The organism is Faecalimonas umbilicata, assembly GCF_042846195.1.
Taxonomy (GTDB): domain Bacteria; phylum Bacillota; class Clostridia; order Lachnospirales; family Lachnospiraceae; genus Faecalimonas; species Faecalimonas umbilicata.
Genome location: NZ_AP031411.1, coordinates 813167 through 835479, shown reverse-complemented (window position 1 = coordinate 835479; position 22313 = coordinate 813167). Strand labels below are relative to the sequence as shown.

The window sequence follows — 22313 nt, the reverse complement described above, 5'->3', positions numbered from 1 at the left end:
TCTAATACTGCATAATATCCTTTGGATTAAAGCTTAATGTTACTTTTTCTCCCTTTTTATAAAGCGGACGTCCACTATTTTTTTCGATCACTTTAAGTGACTCATTTCCGGCTTTCAAAATATATTTAATATAAAGTCCATAAAACTCCGCACTTTCTACTTCCGCTCCGATTTTAAGCGTGTCCCCATCCAAAACATCATTCACATGGATTCGCTCCAGACGGATATAACACTTTTTATCTACATCCACAATGGATTTATTGGAAACATCCAGCCCTGATGCAATCAAAAACTCCTTTTCAAGACGATTGATATCCCCGATAAAATTACATACAAACTCCGTTGCAGAGTGATTATAAATTTCATCCGGTGTACCAATCTGTTCAATGACTCCTTCATTAAATACTGCAATTTTATCAGATAGCGTCAAAGCTTCTTCCTGATCATGGGTGACATAAACACTTGTAATCCCAAATCTTCTCTGCAGATCTTTTAATTCATTTCTAAGCTGCACTCGGAGCTTTGCATCTAAGTTTGACAATGGTTCATCCAAACAGATGATCTCCGGAGATGTTACAAGCGCCCTCGCTATCGCGACTCTCTGCTGTTGCCCTCCTGACAATTCTGAAACCTTCTTTTGAAGCTGCTCCTCACTCAAATCTACTTTTTCTGCCATAGAATATACTTTTTGGCGAATATCTTCTTTACTCATCTTTTGTACTTTTAAACCAAATGCAATATTCTCATATACTGTCATCGTCGGAAACAACGCATAACTTTGAAATACCATTCCAATATTTCTTTTCTCAACAGGAGTATTGGTAATGTCTTTCCCACGGACACTGACCGTTCCATTGACCGGATTGATAAATCCTGTAATCGTACGAAGCGTCGTTGTCTTCCCACACCCTGAAGGTCCGAGAAAAGTGAAAAATTCTCCTTCCTTCACATGGATATTAATATTTTTTAATGCTTTAAAATCTCCAAAGCATACATCAATATTTTCAAGCTTAATCATGGCTTTTTCTCCTTTGCTCGGTTCAATTCCTATGGCATATATTCAAGAATAATTTTCTCACACCATGCATCTATATTTTCTGCCACAAGATCCCAGTCGATATCCTGTGCCGGAATTTTTGCAATTTCCTGATTAAATTCATTTGCCTTGTCCACTGCCTTTTCATTTGCCGGTAATGTGGAAAATTCTTCCGCCCATTGTCCCTGTACTTCCGCACTTCCAAACCAATCTACAAATTCTTTTGCTTCATCTAATTTTTTCGTTCCATTTACAATTCCGATTGCTTCCACTGCATATGGCACTCCAACTTCCGGTACAGCATATGCTGTTTTTGTTCCATACTGCTCGTCACGTGACTCAATGCCACTTGACCACATCTGTCCACAAATAATTGGATTATTCGTATCTGCGATTCTCGCATAGAGATCAACTCCGGACTCATTTGGAGATCCATTTTTATAATAAGATTCAATCTCTTTCCAACCTTCATCAGAAATTCCAAGCTCTCCTTCTGGATCCGCATATCTTGTCAAAATACCTGCCAATACATTTCTTACTGTTCCACCTGAAAGTCCTGTCAGATATTCATATTTGCCATGAAATTCTTCTTTTTGCCACAAATCCGGCCAATCCTTCGGTGCTTCCTCCTCTGATATCTGATTTTCATCGTAGCAAAGTAAAATTGCCTGCTTTACTGTCGCATGATAAAATCCATCCGGATCATTTAATTCTGATTCAACTTCTCCTGCCCACTTCGGAACATATTCTGTCAAAATGTCCTCACTTTTCAAAGAAGACCAAATGATGGAATTCAATCCAAACACTACATCTGCCACAGGAGCATTTTTCTCTGCAATCAGACGACTCTGTGTCTCTGCAGCCCCTGCATCGATAAATTGAATATCAAATCCAGCCTCTTTCGCTTTCTCTTCCAGCCATTCTCCTCGACCATCCGAACCTGAATTTGTATAAATTGTCAATGTTTCTCCTTTTTTTGCTTCATTTTCTGCCTTCTCTTCTTTTCCTGTCTCACCACATCCAGCTAATGAAATCACCATACCTGCACACAGCAAAATGCTAATCAGTTTCTTTTTCATCAGAAAATCCTCCACTTTTTGTAAATTATTGTCTTAGGAAGTTTTTTACACTTCTCTTGTATCGTGTCCTCATTATATTTGATAAATTGGAACGTGTCAATATTTCAAACTTATTTTAACGTCATTTTACACATTTTTAACAAAAGAAGATGTCTATTTTTGTTAGTTTTTACCTTTTTAGTTTTGTTTTAACCTTTTCCAGGTGATAAATATTGGAACGTATCATTCTCTTCTTTTTCTCTCTTGAATTATTTATAGTCTTTTGCTAATCTAATACTATATTGAAAGATTTAAATTTTAGGAGTACATTATTATGCCAACAATGAAAGACATCGCAAAAGAAGCTGGCGTTTCCCACGGAACGGTTTCCAATGTGCTAAACAAGACAGGGAAGGTCAGTATTGAAAAAATAAAATTAGTAGAAGCTGCTGCCAAAAAGCTTGGATATGTTCCAAATGCCCAGGCTCAGCTTCTCCGGCAGGGAAATGCTACGGTCATCGCCTTGATCGTACCGTCACTCCGTGAAGACCTATATATGGATCTCTATACCTCTCTTCAAATTGCCTTTGCTTCTTCCAAGAAGACTGCTGATTATAGTGTACATGTTTATACAACTGATGATATTTGTGAACATGAACTTTCCATCTTAGACAGACTTCCTGTTTCCAACATTTTATCAGTAGTGACTGTTTCCTCCTTAAAAGGAATTTCTCTTTCCAGAAATCCGTATCAGTCACTTCCTTGTCCTGTTTTTTATATAGACCGCTCCCCTGCTGAACTCAGAGACAACGACCATTATATTTCTTTCGATAAAAAACAGATTGGGATTGATCTTGCTAACTATATTTCCCATAATCACTTTGAAAGAATCGCCTTTTTTTCCGCTTCTGGCATTAATCATTGTGAAACACAGCTTTTTATCCACCTGCAGAATGCTCTTTCGAACTCTTCAGTCACACTGGAGCATTTCTCTTCCGATATGAACTTGTCACTGACAAAAGCTTTTGATCTTCTTCAGGAAGAAGCTTCCTATGATTTAGTGATTACTACAAGTATTTTGCGTGCCGATGCTGTGATCAATGCGGTTTCCCTGGCACATTGCAACATGCCGCATATTATGACATTTGCATCCCTGGCCAGGATTCCGCATGGGCATTTTCATGTGTACGAATTGGATTATACTAAAATTGGAATGAAAATTTATGAACTTCTCTGTTCCCCTTCCTCTCAAGACAAGAGAACTACTTCCAATCATATTTTAAAGCCCAAAGGGCTCCCTTTTTTATTTACTAATATAAAAAAAGCCGAGAAAGAAACTCTTTCTATCCTCACTTTAGACACTCCATCCACAGAGGCTTTAAAAAAATTAGCCCCTCTATTTGAAACCATTAGTGGAGTTCATCTAAAAGTAGTCAGTATGCCTTATAATGACCTTCATCAGCAAATTCCTCTGATGACAGAGCAGCATCACTATGATTTAATCCGAATTGATGTTGCAATGCTGGACACACTTGGTGAAAGCACTTACCTCCCATTGACAAGTTGTCTTTCACTTTCTGATATTGATTTTTCTTCGCTGATCTCAACTGGTTATACCGACAATAGCTTTCCAAACTATGCGTCTTACGCACTGCCCTTCGATCTAAGTACACAAATCTTCTTATATCGAAAGGACTTGTTTGAAGATGCTACGATTTGCCGGGCTTTTTATGAGCATTTTCATGAAAAACTTACCGTTCCTTCTAACTGCAGGGACTTTTTGAAAATCGCTGAATTTTTTACAGAATCATACAATACTCTGTCACCAACCTTATACGGAACAACCATGACTTCCGGTGCGGCATCCATCATTGCCAGTGATTTTATGCCCTATCTTTTTTCAGAAAATACTAAGGAAACTATCACAAATCTGTGTCAAAATAAAGAGCATTTACTCTCAGCAATGAAACAATATCTCCAAATGAGTCACTATGCGACCCAACAGCCATGGTGGCTTGACAGTGTTTCACAATTTATTAACGGAAACGCAGCAACTACTATCATCTATTCGAATTATGCCCCATACATCATCAATTCAAAACATTCAGATGTAGTAGGAAAAGTCGGTGCTTCTATTGTTCCCGGAAAGCATCCCTTAATTGGTGGAGGTGTCATCGGAATCTCTAAATACTCAAAAAAAATAGAGGCCTGCCGTCAATTCTTCCAATGGTACTATTCCGAAGAAGTGTCATCTCTTATGATGAAGCTAGGAGGCACTTCCCCGCTCACCACTTCTTACACTGGTTTGAGAAATCTTGACCTCTTTCCATGGCTCCATGCCGTCAAAAAAAGTTTCGATCTGGGCTCTAGAGGCTGCGGAAAACAATCTGGCTGTTCTATCCAACAGTTTGAATTTTCTATAGGAACTTCCATCCGCAATCTTCTCTTAGGAAATATTTCTCCAAATGAAGCATGCGAATGGATTCAGAATACATTTTAAAAAGCCAGTAATGGCGGGCAGAGATTTCTTCTCTGTCCACTATCACTGGCTTTTTTATTCTCATTTTATCAACTTCTTATCTTTCGTCTTTGAATAATTTTCTATTTTCTCCTATGCAATCGCATTTGCCGCATCGTATCCTGATTTTATTGCATTTTCGATATCCGATGCACGGTCTTTGCAGTCTCCGATCTTTGTCACTGCAATGCCTGCTTTCTCTAATTTCTCCGTCTCAAATGTATTTGCTTTTGCTCCTACTGCCATCACAACAAAATCATAAGGGATTTCTTTCGTCTCATCATCTCCTGTCTTACATACGACTGACTTCTCTCCGATGCTCTCTACTTTATGAGATACATACTGAGCAACGTGATTTTTTTCAAAATTTTCCATCAAAGTAGGAAGGATTGTACTGCTCTCTCCGTTTGCAATCTTATCCAGCATTTCGATGATACTTACTTCACACCCTCTCTCTGCCAGATATTCTGCGGTTTCACATCCTACCATTCCACCACCGATCACAGCTGCTCTTCCATATACCTGTGCAGTTCCTTCCAGCACATCCCATGCACTGCATACGCGTGTGCTGTCTGCCCCTGGGATTGGGAGCATCATGTTAGAAGCTCCGGTCGCAACGATCACTGCATCTGCTCCATAAGCAAGCAGATCATCCTCTGTCACTTTCTTTCCACAGAAAATTTCCACACCGGCCTCTTTTACTGCATTTGTCAGGTAAACAAGCGCACGTTCCAGCTCTTCTTTTCTCGGCGGAACTTTAGCGATCTGAATCTGTCCTCCGAGAACTGTCTTCTCTTCAAACAGGGTCACCTGATGTCCTTTTAATGCCGCAACTCTCGCAGCTTCCAGTCCTGCCGGGCCTCCGCCGACTACAACAACTTTCTTTGGTGTCTCTGCAGGTGTGATCTTTCTCTCTAATTCATATCCGTTTTCTGCATTTAAAATACAGCTTAAGAATTGTCTGTTCTGGATTCGGTCTGTACATCCTTTGTTGCACATGATGCACTGGCGGATCTGATCTCCATTACCTTCTTCCAGCTTTTTGCCCCAATCCGGATCTGCAAGAAGCGGTCTACCCAGTCCGATAATATCTGCCTTTCCACTTTCCAGGATACTCTCTGCAAGCGCCGGACTTACGATTCTTCCAACAGTGCTGACTGGAATGTTGACCTGTTCTTTCACTTTTCCTGCAATGTCAGCAAAGAATGCATATGGCTGAACACCCATCGGTGGAATGGTATCTGCCATATTCCCAGTATGATTTGCCTGTGCCACATGGAGCATATCTACTCCGGCTTCCTCAAGCCATTTTGCAAATATAACCGCTTCCTCTGCGATCACTCCGCCCTTTCCTCTCTGTGGAGTAACAACAGCCAACTTGTAATCAATGATCATATCTGGAACTGCTTTTCTGAGCGCTGTCACAAGCTCGATGGCAAATCTTGTACGGTTCTCAAGACTTCCACCATACTTATCTGTTCTGTGGTTTAAAATTGTGCTGGAAAGTGCTCCGACCAGACGGTCTCCATGCACCTGGATGGCATCGATTCCGGCTGTCTGTGCCCGCTTTGCACATTCACACATTTTTTTAATGATCTCCTGCAGACTTTCTTCTGATACCTCATCGATGAAATGCATCATATCATGTTTCATTTTTGCGCGGAGTCCTTCAAAATCTCCTTTTAAGAACAGTTCTGTAATGCTTGCTGTATCATATTCTGGATGGAAAATCTGTACTCCGATCTTGGCACCATGTTTATGCACTGCATCTGCCAGCTTACGGAAACTTTCAATCTGACTGTCCTCACATAACTTTGGAACCGGTGTAAACGTCTTGATCGGCGCCACATCTCCGAGAACGATATACGATACTCCGCCCTCCGCAAGTCTCTCATAAAACGCCTGACTCTGCGGAGTAATACTTCCATCCTTTGCCTCATATCCTGTCGTCAGAGGTGGAAACATAATTCTGTTTTTCAGTGTTGTATTCCCTACTTGAATGCTCTCTAATAATTTCATCTTGTTCTCCTGCCTTTCTGAAATCAGATAATCTCTTTTACATAATTTACAATTTCTGCCTCACACGCTTCTCTTGCCGGAATACTTGCAAAATTATGATTGCCGCCTTCGATCTTCACGAATTTTTTCGCTCCGGTATAACATTCCATATATGTTTCACAAGTTTTATCATCGACAAGTTCATCTTTTGTTCCGCGCAGGATCAGCACACTGCCCTCATATCCTTTTGCGTCTTCAAATGGTGAATACTTTGCAAGGTCATAGTTAAACTCCAGACCGAATCTCAGTCCTTCCATATCTGCGAAAGTCATTCCGAGATTCTTAAAGTAATCTGCGCGCTCTTTGCATCCATACCACATTCCTGCTCCCGGACACATCAGAACCAAACCGTACGGCTGAATACGTGGAGCCGCACTTGCCGCCACAAATCCCCCCATACTCTGACCGGATAAAATAATTTTCTCTCCGTCTACGCATGACTGACTTTTCAGCCATGCATAGACATCCTCCGCATCCTCAAGCAGCCCGGTAAATGTCATCTCATCAAACTCTCCGTCACTTTCCCCACATCCGTAGAAGTCAAATCGCATACATGCGATTCCCTCCACCTCCAGTGTTCTAGCCAAATGTGTATGTGCATATTTGTATCCGGACAGACTTCCTCCAAATCCATGTAGATTTAAGACAACCGGCGGATGCGCTACTCCGTCCGGAAGATTTAAAAATCCACGGAGAATTTTTCCTTTTCTATTTTCAACTTCAATATAACGGACCATTTATCTGCCTCCTTTTCCCTTTGCTCTTCTTTTTGCAAGCTCTTCTAACATTTGTTCTGTCTTTTTCTTTGACAATGGATATACAAAGAATAAAATCAATACTGCGATCAAATATCCCACTGCATAGATTGCGGTGTAAGATTTCCATATATTTGCTTTTACTGCCGCTGTCTGTACTACTTCATTTACATTATATCCGATCATTGCAAGTGTAAAGCTGCTAAGACTTGCACTGACTGCCGATGACAGCTTCCGGAAGAAAGAGTAAGTAGAGTATACCATACCTTCATTTCTTTCTCCTGTCATCAACTCCTGATAATCGATCGCGTCATTTACCATTGCCCAGATCAGCACCTGAAAACCACTTGCTCCGAGATAACAGATTCCGTTGATCGCAATAAATACAAGTGGATTTTTCACCGGTACAAAGAATAAAATACCAAAGACAAGTGCTGCAAATCCCGCTCCGTACATACACCATTCTTTTTTTCCAAGCTTCTTGGAAACATATTTTGTTCCGATAAATGTGATGATTGCATACACAGTATTTAACATACCAGAGATTGACATTACTTTCACATCTCCGAAATAGTCTTTAAATAAGTAAGTATTCAATCCATTTACAACACTTGCTGCAATCATTCCTGCAAGGCTTGAAAAGATCAGTCCAAGCAATGCTCTGTTCTTGATAACATTTTTCAGCGCATCTAAATAGTTGAATTTCTTGCCTTCCTGCACCTTCCATTCGATACGTTCCTTACACCAGGAGCTTGTCACGATCAGGCAGAACACACCGATTGTCGCACAGAGAAGTGCCATCAGAGTGAATCTGGACGCAACTGGCTTATTGTCCTTATAAAGTACAAGCGGCCCTACAATTACGATCACGGTCATAAAAATCGTTCCGCCAAGGCTTCTGTAACGGGATAAATCTGTCCGGTGATTGACATCATCTGTCATGACACTGGAAAGTGAACCAAACGGAACATTTACACAAGTATACATCGCCTCATAAAGAATATAGGTGATCAAAATATATGCCAACTTGAATTTATAGTCCCAGCTGCTGACATCTAAAAATCCGATCACACACAGCACACCCATCGGAACACAGAATGCTTTGATCCACGGAATAAATCTTCCGCCCTTTGTCGACTTTCTTGAGTCGATGATCGCACCGATGATCGGGTCATTGATTGCATCCCAGATTTTTGTGATCAGCAGGATGATTCCGACATGGACAGGATTTACTTTCAGTACAAGCGTGTAGAACACTGTCAAAAACATTGCTCTGAACTGCTCGGTACAGCAGCACCCCAAATCCCCGAGGGTGTAGCCAATTTTGTCTTTCATGGAAAACTCTCTCACAATAATTTCCTCCTCGCATGTTTTCTTATTGTATCTTTGTTATTTCTTTGACAGAACGCTGTCGTTAGAAAGTATTATAGCTTTCTGAAATAAGAAAACATATCCATTTTTTGCTTGAAAATATCCAAAAATTGATATATTATCTATATTAGTCATTATAGATAAAAATAAGTTTTATTTTTTGTGTATTTTGAATACAAATTTTAGGAGATAACTGATGCGTGAAGAATACTTTGCAAAAGAATATGTATACACCAATGCGAAAAAGAAAACCTTTTCCTCCGGTAATTTTTATATGATTTTATTTGTCACATCCGGAAAATGCAGCTACACCTATAATCACCAGACTTTTTTATGTGCCACCGAAGACATCCTGCTTGTAAACCCAAACACTACTTTTCTCTTAGAATATACACCATCGAAAATCCCTCTGAAATTTCTTCAAGTCGGATTTACAAGTGAACTTCTCACCCGTCTCTCCGATGAGAATACTGATCTGGAATCCTGTTTTCATGTCGTACCGTATGAGTGTACTTGTGTCCACTCTTCTTCAGAGATTACTATGTTGATCAAAAATCTATCCAAAAAGCTCCTGACTCTCCCTCAGGAACAGACAGATTTCGGCCACCGGCTCTTTGAAGACAGCATTCTCACAATGCTGATCGTGCTTGTCCTGCGCGCCTGCATCCGTACAGAATTCCAGACAAACACAAAAGTGCGCCCCCGCCTTTCTCTCGATGATATTTTCATTTTCATCAAGCATCATCTGCACGAAGAAATCTCCCTGGACCGACTGGAAAAGGAATTTTACATCAGTAAATACCACATCTGCCGGGAATTCAAACGGCAGACCGGGATGACTGTCCACCGCTACATCGTCAAATCCAAACTGGATCTTTGTAAACGGCTGCTGGAAAAAGGCTACCCGATGATCGAGATTTACAAAATCTGCGGACTCGGAAACTACAATCACTTGTTCCGTGCATTCAAAAAAGAATTCGGAATGACTCCCAAAGAATATGTCAGACAAATCCAGGAACACACTTCGGAAATTTCCGATAGATCCTGACAGTCACTTACACTCCTTTCTCCTGAACAAAAAGGCTGCCGCAGATTTTCACAGATTTACTTCTGTGCCATCCACGGCAACCGATTTTATTTTTTATTTTCTCTCGTATTTTACAAATTCATATTCCAGATCAAAATAAGTCTGTTCTTCGCTGATTCCTGTAATCTCCCATTCCTCATCCGTATCCAGATTCGGAAAATAAGTATCTGCCTCATAGACATGATCAATTTTTGTGATATGTGCTGTATCACAGTAAGGCAGCAGTTGTCTGTACACACTCTCTCCACCAATCACATAGATATCTTCCTGTTTATATGCTTTCAGTGTCTGCAGCAACGCTTCCACAGTGTGCACGACAATCGCATCTTTTACCTTATAATTTCTATCAGAAGTCAGCACAATATTCGTCCGCTTCTTCAACGGCTGTCCGCCCGGAAAACTTTCTAATGTCTTTCTTCCCATGACAACCACTTTCCCGGTTGTCGTCTCCCGGAAAAACTTCATATCAGATGGAATGCTGACAAGAAGCTTGTTATCTTTTCCGATTGCCCAGTTTTTGTCTACTGCAACAATAATATTCATCTTTCTTCCTCCAAAACTCTGTTTTTTCTCTGACTACATGATCCATATACTGTATGACTTTAACTCTCTACACAGCGATCGGGATATTTTTGACCTGTGGTCCGGTCTGATAATCATCTAAACGCACATCCTCCGGTGTAAATGCATAGAAATCCTTAATGTCCGGATTCAGCCAAAATTTCGGAGCCGGAAGTGGTTCTCGTTTGATCAGTTCCTCAATCAAAGGAATGTGTCTGTCATAGATATGTGCATCTGCAATTACATGAACAAACTCTCCCACTTGCATATCACATACCTGAGCCAACATATGCAGAAGTACTGCATACTGGCAGACATTCCAGTTGTTTGCCGCCAATACATCCTGGGATCGCTGATTTAAAATTCCATTTAGCACAAGTTTCTCACTGTCTTCTCGCTTCGTCACATTAAAAGTCATGCTGTATGCACATGGATAAAGATTCATCTCATGAAGATCCTGATGTACATAAATATTTGTCATAATTCTTCTACTGTAAGGATTATTTTTCAGATCATAGATTACACGATCTACTTGATCCATCATTCCTTCCCGGTACTGATGCTTTACCTGCATCTGATACCCATAAGCTTTCCCGATTGAACCATCCTCATCTGCCCAACTATCCCATATGTGAGAATTCAAGTCATGGATATTATTTGATTTTTTCTGCCAAATCCAGAGCATCTCATCTACACAACTCTTGATTCCTGTCCGACGGAGTGTCAGTGCCGGGAATTCCTTTGACAGATCATAGCGATTTACTACTCCAAACTTCTTGATCGTATACGCATAACTCCCGTCTTCCCACTTTGGTCGCACTTTTTCTCCTTCTGTGCTTGTTCCATTATCAATAATATCACGGCACATTTCTATAAACACTTTATCTGCATAACTCATATTTCCACCTTCTTCTTTCTCTTTTTCTTCTATGTTAGAATCTATTTTTCACTTTCGACCGCCTGAAATCTTCTTGCAGAACCTCTTTCGTATTGTAACATGAATTGAAACGAAATCCAACACTTTCTATCCTGCGCTTTGCTCCTGATTCGCTTTAGCGACAGATTTCTCCCGCTGTTTTTCCTGCCAGAAATTCATTGACAGCCCACATTTTCACCTGATCATAAATCATGAACAGCATTTCTTTTTCTGCCCTGTGCCCATACACTTTCCAATACCCAGTCATCATGCATTCTTTTCCGGAAATGCCGGCAAATCCTTCCACATCCTCAAAAGAGTAGCCAAGAAAAATCCCCGCCTCCTGTGGAAATCTCCCCTTCTCTTTTTCAATAGAAATACGCTCCGCAAACCGCCTGATCTTCCCTTTCAGATTTCCTTTTTGATAACCACAATTCAAAAGAAATGCTTCCTGACTTTCCCGCATCAGATATCTGCAAAGTGTTTCTTCCCGATAAAGAAAGATCAAAACTTTCCCTGACTTTTGATCCATCCTCTCACACAAAATCCCCATCTCGTCTATAAGCGTTTCCAGTTCTTCTAAAAGTTCTTCCGGCATCCAGATCATGGCTGAAATCTTCAATCGCTTTAAAAATGGCGCACAGTACAATACCAGTCTTGCAAGCACTGCACGTTTTCCTTTCTCCTCTTTCAGAAGATATCGAACTACTTCCGCCTCCATGATTTCTCCCCTTTTACACCTTTGCCCCGAAATACTTGTTGATATCTTTTTTAGTCTCTATCCCTTTTCACAATTTTATCCCTTTTGGATTGGATTTAGTCTCTCCAAAATATGGAACAGGAAAAGCAGCCCGCCGCAATGACTGACTGCTTTTCTAACACTATACGTTATCGCTTTGCACGAACCTCAGAGAAAAAGTGTGCTTTCCCCAATGTCTTTACGATGATATAAAACAATGCCGCTTCTACTGGAACCGAGCACACCTGCTTGAGCGCTCTTGCCGGAAGCAATGCAAGAAATCCTTTTCCATAAAGCATAGACAGCCAGTAAGTTCCAAGAAGAAGATTCACGAAAACTGCGACAAGCACTTTAGCTATAAAAATCCTCGGAAAACTCAGCGGTTTCTTATAGAGCATGATTCCATAGATCACAGGACCTAAAATTGCGCTCAGTGTAAATCCAAAAAAATATGGCCCGTCTGGCTTGATGAGATATTTGATAATATCTGCAATTCCGCCCATGACACCACCGACCACCGGCCCAAAAAGAAGTGCTGTCAATTCGTTTGCAATAAACGAAAATCCGATTCTCAGATACGGGGTCACTGTGATGGAAAAATATCCCAGAATAATTCCAACCGCAATCAGCATCGCTGTCACAACGACTGTCTTCAAGTGTCTTAACTCATGCCAGGAGTCTACAAACTGTTGTTTCATTTGTTTCATAAAAAATACCTCCTTTGCAGTAGTCCAGAAGCCACGCATAGAAGGTATTCACATATCATTTCTATGTGCAGCAGCGGGATGCGAAATATGTACCGCAAGCTACTTCTGCTCTTCGTCCAGCCGGCAACTCCCCGTCCGTCTGGCACTTAACGCACACATCTCTACTCTGCTTTTTCTATATTTATTTTCGCTCCAATTCTACCATATCCATTTTCCTGATGCAATACTTTCTTTGTTTTCTTTTTCCAGGATTCTGATTCTTATATTGACTTTGAAAAATTTTTATATTAAACTTCTAGAGCGTATTTCTTATTTTTCAGATCATTGCCTTCCAAGCAATATTACTAAATATATTTTTACTGGAAATGCTATTTTATAAAAGAATGTCCATACTTTGATACGCAGTACTCTGCGACATTCTAGAACAAAGGAGATGACTATGAACAATTTTTTATCACATGTAAATGATTTTCTGTACAGCTATATTCTAATTTTTCTGTTAGTGGGCGCCGGAATCTATTTTTCTATCCGGACACGGTTTGTCCAGCTCACACTTTTAAAAGATGCATTCCTTGCACTGAAAGAAAAATCTTCTGACGGAGAAAATGCCTCCGGAAAACCAGTATCTTCCTTTCAGGCTCTGATGATTTCTACGGCCTCGAGAGTCGGAACCGGAAATATTGCCGGAATCGCAACTGCACTTGCAGCAGGTGGTCCCGGAGCCATTTTCTGGATGTGGATCATGGCAGTGATCGGCGGAGCTTCTGCATTTGTGGAAAGTACGCTTGCACAGGTATATAAAGTAAAAGACGGAGATTCTTTCCGCGGAGGACCTTCCTATTACATTGAGCGCGCATTAAAAAAGCGCTGGCTGGGCGTCCTCTTTTCTGTCCTTTTGATCTGTTGCTTTGCCTATGGATTCAATGGACTCCAGGCTTATAATATTTCTTCCTCCTTCGAATACTATGTCAAAGACTATTCCAACACAATGCTTCCGGCAGTTGTCGGAGCAGTTCTTGCCCTGCTTACGGCAGTTGTCATTTTCGGTGGAGTTCACCGGATTAGTTTCATTACTTCTGTGCTTGTTCCGATCATGGCGGGAATTTATATTCTTGTAGGAGTTTATGTAACTGTAACAAACCTGTCGTCCGTTCCGGAAATGTTTCAAACGATTCTTTCCGAAGCTTTTGATATCGAGTCAATCATCGGAGGTTTTGCTGGCAGCACTGTGTTGATCGGTATTAAACGGGGATTATTCTCAAATGAAGCTGGGATGGGAAGTGCGCCAAATGCTTCTGCTTCTGCCGCTGTTTCTCACCCAGTCAAGCAGGGACTCGTACAGATCTTGTCTGTGTTTATCGACACACTTCTGATCTGCACCACAACTGCTTTCATCCTGCTGCTTTCCAATGTCAAAGGAGTTCCGGGAACATTAGACGGCATTCCATATGTACAGGCAGCCCTGCAGAGCAGTGTAGGAACATGGGGAATCCACTTTATTACCTTCTCCATTTTTGCTTTCGCATTCACAAGCCTTGTCGGAAACTACTATTATGCAGAAGCCAACATTCTGTTTATCAAAAACAGTCCTGTTCTTTTGAATCTTTTCCGTATCACCTGCCTCATTGCCATCTTTTTCGGCGCACAGGCAAATTTTTCAACTGTGTGGAATCTCGCCGATGTTCTGATGGGACTTATGGCTCTCGTCAATATTTTTGCTATCCTGCTTCTTGGAAATATTGCATTCCGCGTGCTTGACGATTACCGTGCGCAAAAAAAGCAGGGCAAAGACCCTGTCTTTCAAGCATCTAGTCTCAATCTGACTGACACAGATGCTTGGAACTAAGAATGGTTTCAAATAAATTTCTTATCTGATAAAAAGGAAAGCTGGTAGAGACACAATATTGCAAAACTTCTGTTTTGCTATTGATTCCTACCAGCTTTCCCTTCTATTTGGCATCTGTTCAGAAAAATTTTTCCCTCTACTCACCTGCCATTTCACAATTCCTTCTAGTGTACTGTATCTTCTCCATCTTCCTCCAGTACCTTCTCTGTCCTTGGAATATATTCGATCACATCCTGAATCCTACAATTCGTATAATCACAGATTCTGCATAAAAGATTTACATCCAGCCTCTGTACATCTCCTTTACAGTAACGGTTCAACTGTGTTCTCTGTATCCGCAGATCAAAACAGATTTTATTTTTAGAAATATTTCTCTCTTTCAGCAACTCCTCAATTTTGACTTTTAAATATCCTACATCTTCCATTTCGATTCACTCCCTGTACTTATCTGACTGTTATTATATCCAAGTAATCCTAAATAAATAAGCTATAGATTTGACAGGTGTGTTATTTATAGGATATATTATATATGCAGGGGGTGTAAATCTTTGAAAGGCAAAAAATCATTTCGACTTCTTCTCCTTCTGGTTCTTTTCGGAATCATTTGGAATTATCTTCATCCAACCTATCATATCATCAGACAACATCGTTCAGAGTGCTATAATCTTTCTGAGCTTACAATCGATGTCTCTATCCCCAAAGACTATTCGGAACAAAGACTCGCTCTTTTAAAAGACTCCATTCTCTGCAAACAAAAAGAAATCAATTATGACCTTCACACCGATATTTACCATATTCGATTCTATTTATCCAACTCACCCTCCACTCCATTGCGAGAATACCTTGTTCGTAATTGATGGTAAATTACAGAAAAATTAAAAAAAATAAATTTTTTCAATTTTTCTGTTGACAAATCCCTTTTTATCCTGTATAGTATGTATTGTTCAAGGGAACACAAACAACAAAACAACATGCACGAGTGGCTCAGTGGTGGAGTATCGCCTTGCCAAGGCGAGGGTCGCGGGTTCGAATCCCGTCTCGTGCTCTTCAGAAGCTTTACAGGTTACTGTAAAGTTTTTTGTTGTCTATGTAACATAGGTACATCGAAAATTTCTTTTGAATCCCATCTACGAAGATTCCCGCATTTCAAAAAAGAGAGACTGTTACAAACAGCCTCCCTTTTCAAATTTCAAATATTATCTGTTTTCAACACTTCTCCATCCAATGGCTTATTGTTGTTTCTTCTTATTTCGAACAATCACAAATACTGCAAGTCCTGCTGCCACAAGCAGAAGAAGAATATAAACAAACATCTGGCTCGTATCTCCCGTCTTCGCCGCTTTCTTTGCTGCATCCTTTCTTGCCTGTTCTTCCCGCTGCGCCTCTGTTCCCGCTTTGATCGTCACTTCTTTTATATCTGTCTGATCCGTATTCTGCCACGTTCCACTTTCAAACTTCTGTTGCCGGAAAGATGCCATCACCTTATAAAATCCTGCCTTGTGTATTTGAAATCCAGATTCTCCATCAGTCTCTCTCCAGTCAAACTGATTTTCAATCTTCCAGCTCTCCGGAACGTATCTGGTATCGCCTTCTACCGGTTCTGTATTATCCTGTCCAGCTCCGTAAAGATGAAATGTGATCGTCTCATCCAAAGGATAATTAATATCTGTCCTTAAATCTGCAATCTGGTTTTTCCCGGCATCTGCCTTCCGACTCAGTCGTTCTATAAGTTCAGTCTCTCGATAGTCGCAGCGCTTACAATTTCGTGCCCGTTCTCCCTTCTCTGTCGTTGTACTTTTCTTTGTAACAGTCCAGGCATTCATATCATGTCCAAGCGGCTTTCCCTCTGTATAATGACAACCTTCCCTCTGACATTTTGCTGCCTCTGTACAAGTTGCCTTAGAAATATCATGACCAAGGGCTTTTCCTTCTGTGTAGTCGCAGCCTTCTCTCTGACACCTTGCTGGTTCCGTACAGGTTGCCTTAGAGAGATCATGTCCGAGAGCCTCACCTTCTGTATAGTCACAGCCTTCTCTCTGACATCTTGCAGGTTCCGTACAAGTCGCTTTGGAAAGATCATGACCAAGAGCCTCGCCTTCTGTATAGTCACAGCCTTCTTTCTGGCATCTTGCAGGCTCCGTACAGGTTGCCTTAGAGAGATCATGTCCAAGCGCTTCGCCTTCTGTATAATCACAGCCTTCTCTCTGGCATCTTGCAGGTTCCGTACAGGTTGCCTTTGAAAGATCATGTCCAAGCGCTTCGCCTTCTGTATAGTCACAGCCTTCTCTCTGACATCTTGCCGGTTCGGTACAAGTCGCCTTAGAGAGATCATGTCCAAGGGCAGGTTCTGTATAACTACAACCACTCCTCTGACATTTTGCTTTTTCGGTACAAGTTGCCGCTAAAAGATCATGCCCCCATTTTTCTTCCAGTAACATTCCACATGTTTTACATACGGAATCGTTTGTACAAGTCGCTGGATCTCCCGCATGCGAAAGGGTACTCACTGTCACTGTATAAGAATTTATTTGTCCCTGATACTCTACGTTACATATTCTCGGTACTGAAAAGTCTTCTGTTTGCAATGCATTTCCCTGCTCCAGCTTCTTCTGCCCATCATCTGCTGACGGCTTCAACGGATCAAACCGTACTATAGCATCTGCCGGATCACAGGTAACCTCTGCGGTAAGACTTGTAAGATCTGTATTACACGGAAGCCCTGCCACATTAATTTTCTGCTGTTGATCATCCACCGTTCCTTTTACTCCCTGAATCTTAAATTCTGTAATCTTAGGAGTGTCCGCTGTCGGCAAGGCATCTTCCGCTAATACTCGCACCTGAGACATACTGCATAACATCAGAACTGCCATAAAATATGCCATCCATTTTTTGATTGTCTTCATAAAATCCCCTCCTTCCGAATCCATGTACCGCATCACTTCCAGATGTTGCAATTACATAGAAGTGAATGCTCGCTTGCACTTGAGATTTAGGTATTCTTTTTTTTATCATACTATATTTCAGTTTTTTTATCTACTTTTAATTAATATTCTGTATTTTTTCGTTATTATTCACAATTTTCTTATTCTATCCTCACCTATGCGAGAGCTTTTTCGTATTGCATGCACAAATTTTTTAAGCGTGCACGCTCACTAAACTAGTTTGCTTTTCGATTTTCTCTTGCCCATGCAAAAAAACTGCGGTATGATAATACAAAAAATAAGGCTACTGCAAAAGAAATAACAGCTTTCATTTTGCAGTACTTTGACCACACACTTTTATAAGGGGGTATTCTTTATGACACAGGCAACTGATACAACACCAAAACAACAGGCACGCGCAGCGTTGGCCAATACGATCATTCAAAAACTGGCGAAACGAAATATGGAGGGGTACTACTGTCCGACTGCTTCTGAAGCCGTTCAGCAAGCTCTTTCTTTTATCCCAGCAAAATCTTCAGTAAGCTTTGGCGGGTCTGTCACACTAGAAGAGAGCGGTATGCTCCAGGCGCTCCGCGAAGCAGATATCACACTCATTGACCGAGGGCTCGCCCGCACTCCGCAAGAGCGAAAAGAAGTTTACTTAAAAAGTGCAGCTTCTGATTTCTTCTTTATGAGTTCCAATGCCATTACCATTGACGGTGAGCTGATCAATATCGACGGAAACGGAAATCGACTTGCCTGTCTGATTCACGGACCAGAGCATGTTATCATCCTTGCAGGAATGAATAAAATTGTCACAGATGTTCCATCCGGAATCGCACGCGTTCAAAACATTGCTACTCCTGCAAATGCTGCAAGACTTCAGACAAACACACCTTGTAAAGTAACAGGCACATGTGCAGACTGCCATTCTGCGGACTGTATGTGCTGTCAGGTCGTTGTCACAAGGCACTCCAGACATACCGGTCGTATCAAGGTCATTTTGATTGGAGAAGATTTAGGATATTAAACAATAATAGTCCGTTCTCCCATTTTTCTAACACATACTTCAAAAAATGCCAGACAGTAATTCCAAATGAGCTTCTCTCATAAAGATTTTCTGACTGGCATTTTCTATTTTCTTAATCTTCTTCAATTCTTAATTGATGAATCTGATACTTTCAAATATAGAATTCCCCTGTCTATTTTTGAATTATTGCCTGAAATGGCATCGACTTGTTTCATATCCCCGGAAATTTTACAAGAACAGTAAAACTTCCAGAGTTTCAGATCTGATCATCGATCAGAAATAGATTTTCTTACATCTTTTGTATGAATTCATCCAATGTTTCTGACTGAAAGGCTATCTTCATCCAATGTTTCAATACTTCTGTCTCTTGCTGTAACTGAATCTGCTCAGAAATTTCATTTGGAACTTCTCCGAAATTTTTTAAAAACAGAAGCAATGTCTCTTTCAGTGTACTTACACATCCCTCTACAAGACCTTCTCTACGACCCTCCTCAAGACCTTGCGCATGCTCTTCTTTTAACATCTCTTCAAAAATCATAAAGCGCTCCTCCATTTCCCTACTTCTCTTGACCTTCCGAATGAATTTCTGCAGCTGTTCCACATACGGATCATCAAATGCTTCCTCACTTTCCGCAAGGTCTGCCTTTACATATCTTAGAAATGTTACCAGTTCTTTCGGAACTTCACTTTCATTCTTTCCATGCGTGTTCAAAAATAAAATGGTCCTTCCATCTTCCAGATTAGTCTGCTTAGATTCTTTGCATTGCATCTCAAATACATAGCGGTATTTTTCTTCTCCAAACGGATCAAAATCACAGATAAAAATGACATAAGTGTTTGGAAGTTCTGAATAATCTTCCCCTGACAATAATAGTTCCATATCCATCTGACTCTGATAGTACCGGCTCCTTTTTCCAAGAGCCGCTTTCCGTTCCACATGCATTTCCACATTATAGTGACTTTGATGCTCATCCTTCGCGTATACATCCAATCGGACACCCTTGTATTCCGGATGATATACAATACTCTTTTCCCTGCTGACTTCCACCCGTTCAATTGGTATCTCCAGCACTCTTTCCAAAAGACCTTTGCAGTTTTCTTCATCCATCATCACTGCACCAAACATGAAATTATCTTTGATTGTAAGTTCCTTTAAACGATGTTTTCTCCTCATGATACTCCTCCATTTGACAGAGGAATTCTATGAGATTATCATAGCAGATTCCAAGCTGATCCGCAATCAGAAACATCCCGAGGGATTGCCTGCACATTTTTAATCTATACAACTTTTGTAAGCAAACCATTTGATTTCTGGATTTTTGTATCCCCAATTCCCCTTTTACAGAACAGACATACGATATTTCTAACAAAAATGCCAGACAGTAATTCCAAATGAGCTTCTCTCATAAAGATTTTCTGACTGGCATTTTCTATTTTTCTTTTTTACTTATTTTTTTATCTGCTGCAATTCGCGGTTAATGACAAGAATTAATTCTTTCGGAATTCCCAAATTCTTTAATTTGCTCATCGCATCTAATGTCATTACTTTCATCATTGCAAATTTAGGGTGATCTACCATTTCTCCAAAATATTTCAAAATAATCGCTTCACCTTTTGGATGCTTCATGATCTCTCCAAGCTTATCCATACTAGAATAGCACTCCGGATCCAATGCAATCTCCTCTGTACCGGCATCTTCCAAGTCAAATTTTTCAAACCAGTTAATGACATTTCCGCCTTGATCTTTCTGTACATATTCATAGCTCTTATCCGGCTCTGTCACTCGATGAAGCACCATCTCATCTTCATATACTGTCTCTGCTTGATCAAAGCCTTTTACAGTAATTTTGTTTTCTCCCATCGGAAGTACTACCGTGAAATTCGTCATTGGTTCTGGCTGCTCTTTCACACCAGCAAGCATTCCATTGACATATACTTCAAGCTTTTTAAGATTAGACAATACTGTAATTGTATTCTCTTCCTGATGACGATTTACAAATCTGCTGCCAGCTAATTTTACAAAGCTTTCTTTTGACCAGTTTGCTTTATATAAGTAATATGCATCTTTCTTGATCTTTCGGTCAATCGTCACAAGTCCCTTCTGATTTTGTCCCTGCTTTCCGCCTTCATCACGGTTGGCGCTTCCAAAATCACACAGATTCCAAACATAACTTCCGACAAAGTAATCCCGCTCTTCAAAAGCTTTCAGCGCATTTTCCGAGAACAACAACTGATACTCTTCCGAATAATCTTTCGTTTTCGGTTCATAAGAGTGATAGCCTGGATTGGTATCTACACCATATTCTGTCACAAGCAGCGGAACATCCGGACAGGCCATATGGAACTCATCCAGACGCTGCTGCAGCCCTGTCATTTTATCATAATACCATCCATAGTACAGATTATACCCAACTAAATCTGCCATTCGATTCAAAGGACTTTCATTTGCCACGGAATAGATGTTTGCCTCTGCTGTATATCTGCTCGGATCTAACTGCTTTGTATACGCTGCCATCGCTTTTACCTTTTCGTGGATCTCTGCCGTCTCTCCTGCAATTGTAATCTCGTTTTGCACACCCCAGCAATAAATCGAGATGTGATTTCCGCACTGTTTGATCAAACGTTCCATCTGCTGTCTGATATTTTCATCTGCTTTTTCGCTTTCTGATAAAATACTGATGAATGGTACTTCTGCCCATACAAGAATTCCTTCTTCATCGCAGCGGCGATAAAAATAATCATCGTGCTGATAATGTGAAAGACGAACGGAATTTGCTCCCACTTCTTTTACAAGAGAAAGATCTTCTTCCATTTGCTCTTTGGAAACTGCATTTCCCACACCGCCAAAATCTTGATGACGGGCAACCCCGCGAATCTTGATGTGCTTTCCGTTTAAAAACATTCCTTTCTCCGGATCAATCGTGATTTCACGGAATCCTGTTGCAATACTGCGTGTTTCTTCCACTCCATCTTTTGTGCAGATTTCAACCTGTACTTGATATAAATACGGATCTTCTACTCCCATCCATAAATGCGGATGATCTATTTCTGTCCGGATCGTAAATGCCTGTTTCTCAGAGAAATACATGCTAAGAGTCTTTTCAAGGACTACTCCCTGCCTATCTAAAACAGATACTTTCACTTCCCCTTCGCAATCTTTTCCTTCGTTGATCACACAACCGGTTACTGTGACTTCCCACTTTTGTCCATCCAACTTCTGTGTTCTGACTTGCACACCATCTCTGCTGCCATCTAAGTAGTCAAAATGAAGCTGTTGTGGCACGAACACTAATTTTACATCCCGATAGACGCCTCCATAGAACGAGAAATCTGCCATCTGCGGATACACTTCATCCGTCGCCGTATTGTCTGTTACAATTTCTAACAAATTTTTTCCAACAATGATGTGCTCATTCAACGCAATTCTGTACATTGCGTATGGACAAGTATTGTGACAAATAGTTTTTCCATTCATATACACAGTACTCTTCATCGCAGATGCGCCGATTTCCAGGAAAATCTTTTCTTTTAAGTCCTCTTCTGAAAAAAGAACCTCTTTTTTGTAAAAGCCTTTTCCTCTCCACATCGAAATTCCTGATTGACCATCGACAGCATTGTATGTGTGAGGCAATGTCACACAGCCTTCCACTTCATTTTCTTTGTGAAAAAGCCAGTTGTCATTCAATAAAATTTCTTTCAACCTATTCACC

At 40.7% G+C, this 22313-nt stretch carries 17 protein-coding genes, 1 tRNA gene and 1 riboswitch; of the genes, 5 read left to right on the top strand and 13 right to left on the bottom strand.

The window, feature by feature from the left end:
• Position 1 precedes the first annotated feature (1 nt).
• Positions 2 to 1018: an ABC transporter ATP-binding protein gene (locus tag ACGG81_RS04020; RefSeq protein ID WP_390109716.1), complete on the bottom strand. Its 1017-nt coding sequence runs from the start codon at positions 1016 to 1018 to the stop codon at positions 2 to 4.
• A 29-nt stretch (positions 1019 to 1047) separates the two neighbouring features.
• Positions 1048 to 2115 (bottom strand): extracellular solute-binding protein, encoded by a 1068-nt coding sequence (locus tag ACGG81_RS04015; RefSeq protein WP_120093042.1) that lies wholly within the window; start codon positions 2113 to 2115, stop codon positions 1048 to 1050.
• 313 nt (positions 2116 to 2428) lie between these two features.
• On the opposite strand from ACGG81_RS04015, the gene ACGG81_RS04010 reads away from it, so the two are divergent.
• On the top strand, positions 2429 to 4594 hold the full coding sequence (locus ACGG81_RS04010) for an extracellular solute-binding protein (protein ID WP_390109713.1): 2166 nt from the start codon (positions 2429 to 2431) through the stop codon (positions 4592 to 4594).
• Between the two features lie 111 nt (positions 4595 to 4705).
• Here the strand turns inward: ACGG81_RS04010 and bilR are convergent, their stop codons facing one another.
• From bilR to ACGG81_RS03995, 3 genes are read right to left on the bottom strand one after another with little or no spacing between them, the layout of a single operon-like run.
• Positions 4706 to 6631: a bilirubin reductase, long form gene (gene bilR / locus ACGG81_RS04005; protein WP_390109710.1), complete on the bottom strand. Its 1926-nt coding sequence runs from the start codon at positions 6629 to 6631 to the stop codon at positions 4706 to 4708.
• Positions 6632 to 6654: 23 nt separating this feature from the next.
• Entirely contained in the window at positions 6655 to 7407 is a 753-nt protein-coding gene (locus ACGG81_RS04000; RefSeq protein ID WP_009262902.1) for an alpha/beta hydrolase family protein, read from the bottom strand.
• A complete protein-coding gene (locus tag ACGG81_RS03995; RefSeq protein WP_008976419.1) occupies positions 7408 to 8775 on the bottom strand; it encodes an MFS transporter in 1368 nt (455 codons plus the stop codon).
• Positions 8776 to 8992: 217 nt separating this feature from the next.
• Between ACGG81_RS03995 and ACGG81_RS03990 the strand changes: the two genes are divergently transcribed.
• A complete protein-coding gene (locus tag ACGG81_RS03990; RefSeq protein WP_120093054.1) occupies positions 8993 to 9844 on the top strand; it encodes an AraC family transcriptional regulator in 852 nt (283 codons plus the stop codon).
• A 93-nt stretch (positions 9845 to 9937) separates the two neighbouring features.
• Here ACGG81_RS03990 and ACGG81_RS03985 read toward each other — a convergent pair whose 3' ends face one another.
• The 4 genes from ACGG81_RS03985 to ACGG81_RS03970 form a co-directional block, all read right to left on the bottom strand.
• Positions 9938 to 10426: a dihydrofolate reductase gene (locus ACGG81_RS03985; RefSeq protein WP_120093057.1), complete on the bottom strand. Its 489-nt coding sequence runs from the start codon at positions 10424 to 10426 to the stop codon at positions 9938 to 9940.
• Positions 10427 to 10493: 67 nt separating this feature from the next.
• Positions 10494 to 11342: a thymidylate synthase gene (gene thyA, locus ACGG81_RS03980; protein WP_009262905.1), complete on the bottom strand. Its 849-nt coding sequence runs from the start codon at positions 11340 to 11342 to the stop codon at positions 10494 to 10496.
• A 154-nt stretch (positions 11343 to 11496) separates the two neighbouring features.
• A complete protein-coding gene (locus tag ACGG81_RS03975) occupies positions 11497 to 12081 on the bottom strand; it encodes a DUF3793 family protein (protein WP_009262906.1) in 585 nt (194 codons plus the stop codon).
• Between the two features lie 167 nt (positions 12082 to 12248).
• On the bottom strand, positions 12249 to 12806 hold the full coding sequence (locus ACGG81_RS03970; protein ID WP_016439341.1) for a folate family ECF transporter S component: 558 nt from the start codon (positions 12804 to 12806) through the stop codon (positions 12249 to 12251).
• Positions 12807 to 12875: 69 nt separating this feature from the next.
• Positions 12876 to 12977: riboswitch (THF riboswitch) on the bottom strand.
• Between the two features lie 268 nt (positions 12978 to 13245).
• Between ACGG81_RS03970 and ACGG81_RS03965 the strand changes: the two genes are divergently transcribed.
• Positions 13246 to 14652: an alanine/glycine:cation symporter family protein gene (locus tag ACGG81_RS03965; protein WP_009262908.1), complete on the top strand. Its 1407-nt coding sequence runs from the start codon at positions 13246 to 13248 to the stop codon at positions 14650 to 14652.
• A 164-nt stretch (positions 14653 to 14816) separates the two neighbouring features.
• Here the strand turns inward: ACGG81_RS03965 and ACGG81_RS03960 are convergent, their stop codons facing one another.
• On the bottom strand, positions 14817 to 15077 hold the full coding sequence (locus ACGG81_RS03960; RefSeq protein WP_009262909.1) for a helix-turn-helix domain-containing protein: 261 nt from the start codon (positions 15075 to 15077) through the stop codon (positions 14817 to 14819).
• 548 nt (positions 15078 to 15625) lie between these two features.
• Between ACGG81_RS03960 and ACGG81_RS03955 the strand changes: the two genes are divergently transcribed.
• Positions 15626 to 15697, top strand: a tRNA-Gly gene (locus ACGG81_RS03955).
• Positions 15698 to 15881: 184 nt separating this feature from the next.
• Here ACGG81_RS03955 and ACGG81_RS03950 read toward each other — a convergent pair.
• Entirely contained in the window at positions 15882 to 17555 is a 1674-nt protein-coding gene (locus tag ACGG81_RS03950) for a sortase B protein-sorting domain-containing protein (RefSeq protein WP_270602528.1), read from the bottom strand.
• Between the two features lie 394 nt (positions 17556 to 17949).
• Here ACGG81_RS03950 and ACGG81_RS03945 point away from each other — a divergent pair, with 394 nt between their 5' ends.
• Positions 17950 to 18603: a lactate utilization protein gene (locus tag ACGG81_RS03945; RefSeq protein ID WP_016440051.1), complete on the top strand. Its 654-nt coding sequence runs from the start codon at positions 17950 to 17952 to the stop codon at positions 18601 to 18603.
• A 289-nt stretch (positions 18604 to 18892) separates the two neighbouring features.
• On the opposite strand, the gene ACGG81_RS03940 is transcribed toward ACGG81_RS03945, so the two are convergent.
• Together ACGG81_RS03940 and ACGG81_RS03935 are read right to left on the bottom strand one after the other, a co-directional pair.
• Positions 18893 to 19777 (bottom strand): Rpn family recombination-promoting nuclease/putative transposase, encoded by an 885-nt coding sequence (locus ACGG81_RS03940; protein WP_270196414.1) that lies wholly within the window; start codon positions 19775 to 19777, stop codon positions 18893 to 18895.
• 273 nt (positions 19778 to 20050) lie between these two features.
• Positions 20051 to 22312, bottom strand: a complete 2262-nt coding sequence (locus ACGG81_RS03935; RefSeq protein ID WP_390109701.1) for a glycoside hydrolase family 2 protein — start codon at positions 22310 to 22312, stop codon at positions 20051 to 20053.
• Position 22313: the final 1 nt, after the last annotated feature.